This window comes from Actinophytocola sp. (assembly GCF_035634895.1).
GTDB lineage: Bacteria > Actinomycetota > Actinomycetes > Mycobacteriales > Pseudonocardiaceae > Actinophytocola.
Map to the genome: position 1 here is coordinate 42,880 of NZ_DASQCC010000005.1, position 8,950 is coordinate 51,829.

The 8,950-nt window shown below is 75.4% G+C and carries 9 protein-coding genes; 6 read left to right on the forward strand and 3 right to left on the reverse strand.

Annotation, left to right across the window (positions count from 1 at the left end):
* Window positions 1-180 precede the first annotated feature (180 nt).
* The 5 genes from VET29_RS01225 (at window position 181) to VET29_RS01245 (ending at window position 5,920) form a co-directional block, all read left to right on the forward strand.
* Window positions 181-1,422, forward strand: coding sequence for an NAD(P)/FAD-dependent oxidoreductase (locus VET29_RS01225; protein ID WP_324913417.1), 1,242 nt, complete (start codon window positions 181-183; stop codon window positions 1,420-1,422).
* 160 nt (window positions 1,423-1,582) lie between these two features.
* Window positions 1,583-2,680: a polyprenyl synthetase family protein gene (locus VET29_RS01230; RefSeq protein ID WP_324913419.1), complete on the forward strand. Its 1,098-nt coding sequence runs from the start codon at window positions 1,583-1,585 to the stop codon at window positions 2,678-2,680.
* 8 nt (window positions 2,681-2,688) lie between these two features.
* Window positions 2,689-4,203, forward strand: a complete 1,515-nt coding sequence (gene crtI / locus VET29_RS01235; RefSeq protein WP_324913421.1) for a phytoene desaturase family protein — start codon at window positions 2,689-2,691, stop codon at window positions 4,201-4,203.
* Window positions 4,200-5,159: a phytoene/squalene synthase family protein gene (locus VET29_RS01240; protein WP_324913423.1), complete on the forward strand. Its 960-nt coding sequence runs from the start codon at window positions 4,200-4,202 to the stop codon at window positions 5,157-5,159. Before crtI ends, VET29_RS01240 begins: the two co-directional genes overlap by 4 nt.
* Window positions 5,156-5,920, forward strand: a complete 765-nt coding sequence (locus tag VET29_RS01245; RefSeq protein ID WP_324913425.1) for a class I SAM-dependent methyltransferase — start codon at window positions 5,156-5,158, stop codon at window positions 5,918-5,920. Before VET29_RS01240 ends, VET29_RS01245 begins: the two co-directional genes overlap by 4 nt.
* Here the strand turns inward: VET29_RS01245 and VET29_RS01250 are convergent.
* Window positions 5,896-6,924, reverse strand: a complete 1,029-nt coding sequence (locus tag VET29_RS01250; RefSeq protein WP_324913427.1) for a DUF5914 domain-containing protein — start codon at window positions 6,922-6,924, stop codon at window positions 5,896-5,898. The genes VET29_RS01245 and VET29_RS01250 overlap by 25 nt on opposite strands.
* Window positions 6,872-7,765 (reverse strand): YhjD/YihY/BrkB family envelope integrity protein, encoded by an 894-nt coding sequence (locus tag VET29_RS01255; protein WP_324913429.1) that lies wholly within the window; start codon window positions 7,763-7,765, stop codon window positions 6,872-6,874. The genes VET29_RS01250 and VET29_RS01255 overlap by 53 nt, the downstream gene beginning before the upstream one ends.
* 53 nt (window positions 7,766-7,818) lie before the next feature.
* Here VET29_RS01255 and VET29_RS01260 point away from each other — a divergent pair, with 53 nt between their 5' ends.
* Complete coding sequence (locus VET29_RS01260) at window positions 7,819-8,547, forward strand: CDP-alcohol phosphatidyltransferase family protein (RefSeq protein WP_324913431.1); 729 nt, start codon at window positions 7,819-7,821, stop codon at window positions 8,545-8,547.
* Here VET29_RS01260 and VET29_RS01265 read toward each other — a convergent pair.
* The coding region (locus VET29_RS01265) for a phytoene desaturase family protein (protein ID WP_414636429.1) at window positions 8,509-8,950 on the reverse strand (442 nt) is incomplete at its 5' end. The two genes, VET29_RS01260 and VET29_RS01265, sit on opposite strands and share 39 nt — an antisense overlap.

An 8,950-nucleotide genomic window follows, 5' to 3' on the forward strand; every position in this document is an offset into this window, starting at 1 on the left:
CCACATCGTACTGTCCACTCGCGATCAGCGGGCAGGCACGGCGACGGGAACCGCTCTCTCGCGACACGACCGGGTGAGTTGCGTATGAGTTGCGCGGACATGACGAGATGATCGCCGTCGTACCACCCGGCACGCACGAGGGGCGCGACCGGTCGGTGGCCCGGCGAAAGGAGCGGCAGCGTGGCGGAGCGGGTGGACGTGGTCGTCGTCGGAGCCGGTCTCGCGGGGCTGAACGCGGCCTACCACCTGCGGGAGGCGGGGCTGGACGTGACGGTCTGCGAGGCGGGGGACGTGGTGGGTGGCCGGGTACGCACCGATGTCGTCGACGGGTTCCGGCTCGATCGCGGCTTCCAGGTCCTCCTGCCCGCCTACCCGGCGGTGCGCGCGCTGCCCGGACTGGGGTCGCTGCGGTTGCAACCGTTCACGCGTGGGGTCGCCGCCGAGGGAGCGGGCGAACGGCTGGTGCTGGTGCCACCGTGGCGGCGTCCGTACGGCGCCACCGCCGACGTGGTGCGGTTCGCGGTGCGGCGGCCCCGAGACGTGCTCGCGCTCACGGCGTTGTCGGCACGCGACGTGGCCGCGCCGGCCGGCGCCCTGCGCGCGCTGCCCCGCCGGACCACGGCCGCCGAGCTGTCGAGCGCGGGCGTGTCGGCCCGGACGGTCGAGGACGTGTTCCGGCCGCTCCTGGCCGGGGTCTTCCTCGACCGCGACCTGGTGACCTCCGCACGCGTGTTCCACCTCGTGTGGCGGTCGTTCCTGCGCGGCGGCGCCGCCCTTCCGGCGTCCGGCATGGGCGCGCTGCCCCACCTGCTGGCGGCCCGGCTCGAACCGGGGACCGTGCGCTGCGACGCGCCGGTGAGCCGCGTGACCGGCGACGGTGTCCACCTGCGGTCGGGTGAGGTGATCAACGCCCGTGCCGTCGTGGTCGCCGCGGACGGCACGACCGCGGCCCGGCTGTTGCCCGGCGTGCCGGCACCGAGCTGGCACCAGGTCACCACGTACTACTACCGCCTACCCATGCCGCCGCCGGGGACCGGCAGCACACTGCTGGTCGACGGCGGGAGCGGACTACTGGTCAACACCGTGGTGGTCAGCGACGTCGCTCCGGGGTACGCGCCGCCGGGACAGGCACTGGTCGCCGCCTCGGTGCCCGAGCGGCTCGACGAGGACGGCCTGGAGACGGCCGTGCGCGAGCGGCTCGCCCGGCTCTACGACGCGAGCACCCGGGACTGGGACCTGCTCGCGACCTACGCGATCGCCCAGGCGGTGCCCGTCATGGGACCGGACCACCCGCTGCGTCGCCCGGTACGGGTGACTCCTGGCCGCTACGTCTGCGGCGACCACCGCGACACCAGCTCGACCCAGGGCGCCCTCGTCTCCGGCCGCCGCGCCGCGGCCGCCGTACTCGAAGACCTGCGTTGAGGGCGCGGGCGTGGCGGACACGGCGGCGATTCGACGGCCCGCGCCGGGGTACCCCGGGCCTCCCACAACCGACGCACGAACGAAGCACGAACGACGCGGACCCCGCCGAGCAGTGTCGCGGCCGGTCAGGCTGCCGCGACGAGAAGCAGGGAGCGCGTCTGTGAGCACGGCCATGACCGTCACGACCTCGCCCGATGACGACGCCGCCGGCTGGCGGGCCAGGGCCCGGTCCGATGTCGCGAACGTGGTACGCGAGTTCGTCGCCGCGCGCAGCCGCGACCATCTCGGGCCGGCGCCGGAGACCCGGGTGCTCGCCGACGTGTTGCGGCGCTTCGTCGAGGGTGGGAAGTACGTGCGCTCCGCGTTCGCGCTCGCGGGATGGGCCTGTGTGGCCACACCGACCGCGTCCGCGGTGCGTGCCGCGGGCAGCCTGGAACTGTTGCACTGCTTCGCGTTGCTGCAGGACGACGTGATGGACCAGTCGCCGCTGCGTCGGGGCCGGCCCGCCGCGCACGTGCTTTTCGCGCAGTGGCACCACGAGCAGCACCTGTCCGGATCCGCCGCGCGGTTCGGGGAGTCCGCCGCGGTGCTCGCCGGTGACCTGTGCCTGGTGTGGGCCGAACAGATGCTGCGGCAGAGCGGCGTCGACGGCGCGGCGCTGGCCAGGGCGCTCCCCCGCTACGACCGGATGCGCAGCACGCTCGCGGTCGGGCAGCTGCGCGACCTGGTGAACGACGCGCGCCGGCAGCCCGCCCTGCGGGACGTGCGTGCCGTGGCGCGGGCGAAGTCCGGCGACTACACCGTGCGCGGCCCGCTCGAGCTCGGCGCGGAGCTCGCGGGGGCCTCCGCCGCCGTGATCGGCGCGCTGGGGCGGTACGGCGTCGTGGTGGGCGAGGCGTTCCAGCTGCGCGACGACCTGCTCGGCATGTTCGGCGCCCCGGACCGGACCGGCAAACCGGTCGGTGAGGACCTGCTGGCCCGCAAGGCCACCACGGTCATGGTCCTGGCACGGGAACGCGCCGACAGCGCACAGCGCCAGGAGCTCGCGGAGCTCGACCGCCTCCCCCGGCTCGAACGGTCCGATGTGGACGAGTACCTGGCCATCGTCGCGGCCACCGGCGCCAGGGAACAGGTCGAGGGGTTGATCGAGCAGCGGCTGCGGGAGGGCATGGCCGCGCTGTCCACCTCGGCGCTGCCCGTGGACGCCCGGCACCGCCTCACCCATCTCGCCGACCTGTGCGGCAACCGCGACCAGTAGGAGGCGTCGTGCGGACTGTAGGTGGACGGACCGACCGCGTGGTCGTGGTCGGCGCCGGCCTGTCGGGCCTGGCCGCGGCGCTGCACCTGGCGGGACGGGGCAGAGAGGTCGTGGTGGTCGAACGCGAGCCGGTGCCCGGCGGCCGGGCGGGCCGGCTCGACGTCGGCGGGTACCGGCTGGACACCGGTCCGACGGTGCTCACGATGCCGGACATCGTCGAGGAGACGCTGAACGCCGTCGGCGACTCGATCCACGGCCGGATGGAGCCGCTGCGCCTCGCACCCGCGTACGACGCGCACTTCGCCGACGGCAGCCGCCTCGCGGTGCACAGCGACGTCGACGCGATGACCGAGGCGGTCCGCGAGTTCGCCGGACCCGACGAGGCACTGCGCTACCTGCGCCTGCGGGAGTGGCTCACCCAGCTCTACCGCGCGGAGTACGACCACTTCATCGCCGCCAACACCGACTCGCCGCTGTCGCTGGTGTCGCCGCGGCTGGCGCGGCTGGCGGCGCTGGGCGGGTTCGACACCCTGGCCCGGCGGGTCGGGCACTTCGTCCGCGACGAGCGGCTCCGCCGGGTCTTCAGCTTCCAGTCCCTGTACGCCGGGATGGCCCCGCAGCGCGCGCTCGCCGTCTACGGCGTCATCTCCTACATGGACACCGTCGCCGGGGTGTACTTCCCCCGCGGCGGGGTGCGTGCCCTCCCGGACGCCCTGGCCGCCGCCGCCGAGGACGCCGGGGTGCGGTTCGAGTTCGGCGCCGCGGTGACCGGACTGGAGCGGCGCGGGCGGCGGGTGACCGCGGTGGTGACCGACCGGGGTGACCGGCTCGCGTGCGACGCCGTCGTGCTCACGACCGAACCACGCGTCGCGTACCGGCTGCTGCGGCACACGCCGGCGCGGGCGGTGCCGCTGCGTGCCTCGCCGTCGGCGTTCGTCGTGCACCTCGGCACCCCCGCCGGCTGGGACACCGGCCACCACCTGATCAGCTTCGGCGTGGCGTGGCGGGAGACCTTCCGCGAGCTGATCGACCGGGGCGCCACCATGTCCGACCCGTCGCTGCTGATCACCCGGCCGACCGCGTCCGACCCGGCGCTGGCGCCCGCCGGCCGCGACCTGCTGTCGATCCTGGTCCCCGTGCCCAACCTCGACAGCGGCCGGATCGACTGGGACCGCCACGGGAGCGCCTACACCGAACAGGTCCTGCGGGTGGCCGAGCGCAGGCTGCTGCCAGGGCTGACCGCGTCGGCGGAGGTGCTGCACACGATCACCCCCGCGGACTGGGCGCGGTCCGGGCTCACGGCGGGCACCCCGTTCAGCTACGCGCACTCCCTCGCCCAGACGGGCCCGTTCCGCCCCGGCAACTTCCCCCGCTCGACCGACAACGTCGTGCTCGCCGGGGCCGGCACGGTCCCCGGCGTCGGAGTGCCGACGGCGCTGGTCTCCGGCCGGCTCGCGGCCGACCGGATCACCGGCTCGCCGGCGACGCGGAGAAGCACCATGGCGGCCGGGTGGTCGCGATGAGCCGGCGCGAGCTCGACGCCGCACGGATCACCGATCCCGGCCTGCGTGCGGCGTACCTGCGCTGCCGGGTGCTCAACGCCGCCCACGGCCGCACGTACTTCCTCGCCACCCGGTTGCTCGCCCCGCACCAGCGGCCGGCCGTACACGCGCTGTACGGGTTCGCCCGATGGGTCGACGACCTGGTGGACGAGCCGGGGCCGGACGCCACCCCGGCCGTCGTGGCCGCCCGCATCAACCGGGCCGAGCGGCTCCTGTCCGCCGGGCTGGCGTGCGGCGGCTCCGCGGAGCCGGTGGTGCGGGCGCTCGTCCACACGGTCGACCGCTACGGGATCGACCCGCCGCTGTTCTCGGCGTTCCTGAGGTCGATGCGGATGGACCTCGACGTGCGGGACTACGCGACCCGCGCGGACCTGGAGCGCTACACGTACGGCTCGGCGCGGGTGATCGGGCTCCAGATGCTGCCCGTGCTGGGTTCGGTGACCGACCGCGCGGAGGCCGAGCCGTGCGCGGCGTTGCTCGGCGAGGCGTTCCAGCGCACCAACTTCCTGCGGGACGTGGCGGAGGACCTCGACCGGGGTCGGGTGTACCTGCCCGCCGACGAGCTCGCGGCGTCCGGTGTGGACAGGGAACGGCTGCTGTGGTGCCGGACGCGCGGCGCGGCGGACACGGTCGTGCGCGCGGCGGTGGCCGAGCAGGTCGCCACGACGCGGGTGATCTACCGGGACGCCGTGCGTGGGATCCCCATGCTGGCGCCGGCGTCCCGGCCGTGCGTCGCGACCGCGTTCGCGTTGTACGCGGGCATCCTCGGCCGCATCGAGGCGATGGACCACGACGTGTTCGCCGGACGCGCCGCCGTCGGCACCGGGCGCAAGCTGCGCGTCGCCGCGCCGGCACTCGCCCGCGCGTGGTGGCTGCGGAGAAGGACCGAGACCGTCCACGAAGGACGGCCGGTGTGAGACGCGCGCCGTTGCGGGACGCGGACCTGGCGACCGCGTTCGACGCCGGGGCGTCCGCCTACGACCTGCTCGTCGGCCGCAACCCGGGCTACCACGAGAACCTCCGGCTGTCCGCCGAACGGCTGGGCACACCCGGCGACGGCGCCGGGCTGCGGATCCTGGACGCGGGCTGCGGCACGGGTGCGTCCACCGCGGCGCTCCTGTCCGCGGCGCCGCGCGCCGAGATCGTCGGTGTCGACGCCGCGGACGCGATGCTGGCTCAGGCGCGGGCGAAACAGTGGCCGCCGGGGGTGCGGTTCGTGCACAGCCGGATCGAGGACCTGGCCGGCGCGGGCGTTCGCGGCCCGTTCGACGCGATCTTCGCCGCGTACCTGTGCCGGAACCTGGCCGACCCGGACGGCCAGTTGCGGGCACTGCGCGAGCTGCTGCGCCCGGGCGGCACGCTGCTGGTCCACGACTACACCTCCGGCGAGGACGCCGTCACCCGGGTCAAGTGGCACGCGGTGTGCTGGGGCATCGTCATCCCCCTGGCCGTGTTCCACCGTGGCGGCACCGGTCTGTACCGCCACCTGTGGCGCAGCGTCGCGGAGTTCGACGACGCCCCGGCCTTCGCCGCCAGACTGTGCGGCGCGGGGTTCACCGGCGTCCGGTTCGCGACCGTGCCGGGGTGGCAGCGCGGGATCGAGCACTCCTTCCTCGCCACCCGACCCGTCGAGGACCACGCCGGCCGTCCGGGTCAGGTCGAGGAACGCAGGGCGTAGCGCCGCTCCGCGTAGGCGAGGTCGTCACGCCACAGCCGGGCGGCCGCGCGGCGCATCAGCGGACGCAGCAGCGGCGCGACGCGCTGGGCGGTGGCGAACCCCGGACGGTCGGACGTGGCGATCGTCGCCTCCACGACCGCGGTCCTCGGCCGCCCGTCCCGGCCGGACGCGCGGGGTGTCGCGTGGGTCTCGACGACACTCCCGCGGCCTTCGCCGCCGGTGACGCGCATGACGACGGTCCTGGGTTCCGGGCACGAGAACTCGGCCCGTACGGGCACGCCGAGGCGCGGACCGACGCGGAAGGTCACGTCGACGACGAACCGGTCGTCCTCGTCGGGGAGGTCGGTCGCCTCGGCGGGCGCGGACACCACGGTGAGCCGGGCGAACGAGTACGGGTGGAACCAGGCGCCGTGCCACGGGTCGAGGCGGTTGGCGACCACGTCGTCCGGTTCGCAGACGCCGGTTAGGGTGGCGACGGCCTCGACACTCGACGCCGGGTCCGGCCTGGCCGCGAGGACCGGGGCGGCCAGGGGTGGTTCGCCGCCGAGGTCGTCGAGCCGCACCCACGAGAGCACGCCGTCGTCGTGGGACGGCAGGGGGCGCCAGCCGGGACCGCCGTCGCCGGTCAGCGCGAGCCCGTGCCAGCGGCAGCGCAGCGTGCCACAGTCGACCCGGCCGAGGGCGAGGGGCGCGCCGAGGTGCGGGCAGACACCGGAGCCGGCCACGAGCGCGCCCTCGGCGTCGCGCCACGCCACGAGTTCCTTCGGCCCGACGGACGTGCCGAAGGGACGGTCGCCACGGATCTCCCGGCTCGCCGCCAGGACGAACCAGTTGCCGGACGGTCGCGCCGCCGCCCGCTTCGCGGCCGCGTCGATCAGCGCCGGTCGCGCCGCCGCGAACGTCGGCTCCTGCGCAGGCCAGCTCGGGGGGTCCAGTGGCCGCACCGGGACCTCATCGGGCCACCGCTCCCGAAGGCGGTCGAACATGGGGGTCCTGCGAGACATGAGCTGTTCCTCTCCGCACGGTGGTGTGGACGGTGTTGGCGCTGACGGCGATCCGGTACCCGGCGAGCAGCACGACGTGCAGGCCGAACAGCCACAGCCCGAGCGCGACGAGGTCACCGACGAAGGGCAGTGCGCCGAACGGCAGGCTCCAGTCGAGCGGGATCGCGAGGAAGAGCACGAACCCGTGGAGGAAACCGGTCAGCACGGCCGCGAGGGCGAACGCGGCGAGCACGACCGCGCGGGGCGTGAGCACCGACGGGCCGGTACCCGCGAGGACCAGGCCCAAAGCCACCCACATCGGGACGAGGTCGAGGTGGAAGGAGAGCACGACGCCGAGCACGGCCGACCAGCCGCCCGCCTCGTACAGCGGCACGACGACCGGCGCGAAGGCCAGTGGCAGCGCCACGAGCAGGGGCGCCGCCACGAGCACGGGCACGAAGCGCAACCGGCCGGCCCACCCGGTCGAGCCCTGCACGGGCTGGTCGGTGACGGCGACGAGCCCACGTCGCAGCCCCTCGCCGTAGAGGCTCGCCGGCAGGAGCATCGCCAGGAGCAGCGGCCACGTCGTGGACACGGCGGCGCCGGCGAGCGCGGACAGCGCGGGGCGGCTGTCGTGCGCGTCCGGCAGCGACCGGCCGAGGAGGCGTGCCCCGTCGACGACCAGGTCGTCACCGAACAGGGTCGCGGCGCCGGTGAGCGCGAGCAGCAACACCGGGACCAGGGCGATCATGCCGTAGAACGTCAGCCCCGCGGCCCACAGCACGAGGTCACGTCCGCGCAGCGCGGCACGCACGTGCGCCGCGACCGCGTGGAGCGCGCCACGGAGGCCGGGTCGGAGCATGGGTGCTGGTTACCCGGGGCGCGGTGTCTCACCCGTCCGCCTAGTGTCCCGGTATGACCGACGGCGAGCCGCACGACGACCCGGTGGCGGGTTGGTCGCGGCTGCACGGCGAGGACGTGTCGGGCAGCCGGGTGGTCGTCGGCTGGCTCCGGTTCGTGCACGTGCTCGCCCGCCGGGTCGACGGCGTTCCTCCTGACGTGCTGTCCGCGGCCGGGGTGGCGGTCGCGGCGGGCGCCGTCGGCATCGCGGCGCTGGGCGGCCGGTGGCCCCTGGCGGCGCTGGTCCTGGTGGTCGCGACGGGAGTGCTGGACGGGCTGGACGGCGCGGTGGCGCTGCGCACCGGCCGGGCCCGGCCGCTCGGCGCGGTCGTCGACGCCGTGGCCGACCGGCTCGCGGACCTGTGCCTGGTGCTGGTGCTGTTCGTGCTCGGCGCGCCAGGGTGGGTGTGCGCGGCGCTGGGGGCGGCGTTGATGTCGCACGAGTACGCGCGGGCTAGGGCGCAGGGCGTCGGCATGGGTTCGGCGGGTGCCGTCACCGTCGCGGAGCGGCCGACCCGCCTGATCGTCGTGGGGGTGGCCTGTGCGGGGGCGGGGACGTTCCCCGCGGGCACCCCGGGCACCGGGTGGTCGTGGGGCGCGGTGTCGGCGCTCGTGTGGGGCGTGGGCGCGGTCGTCGGGCTGGTCCAGCTGACGGCCGGGATCCGGCGGGAGCTCTCGGGGCGGCCGTGGGTGGACCCGGCCGGCTCAGGCCGGCCCGATCAGGCCGGCGACGATCTCGGCTGACATGGCCACGAGCGGCAGCCCGCCGCCGGGATGCGCCGACCCGCCCACGAGGTACAGGCCGCGCACGGGGCCGGCGTTGCGGGGACGCAGCAACGCGGCGCGCGGCCCGTTCGACGAGGTGCCGTAGATCGAGCCGCCGACCGACCCGGTGTCGCGTGCCCAGTCGGCCGGGGTGCGGATCCCGCGCCACCGGATCCGGTCACGCACGTCCAGCCCGCGGTCGGCCATGACCCGCAGCACCCGGTCGGCGTAGTCGCCGGCGAGCCCCGGCGCCGTCCAGTCGACCGGTCCGTGGCGTGGCGCGTTCACGAGCACGAACCACGCCTCGTCGCCGTCGGGTGCCACCGTGGGGTCGTCCGGGGCACAGACGTAGACGGTGGGGTCCGGCACCGGGCGGGGAGCG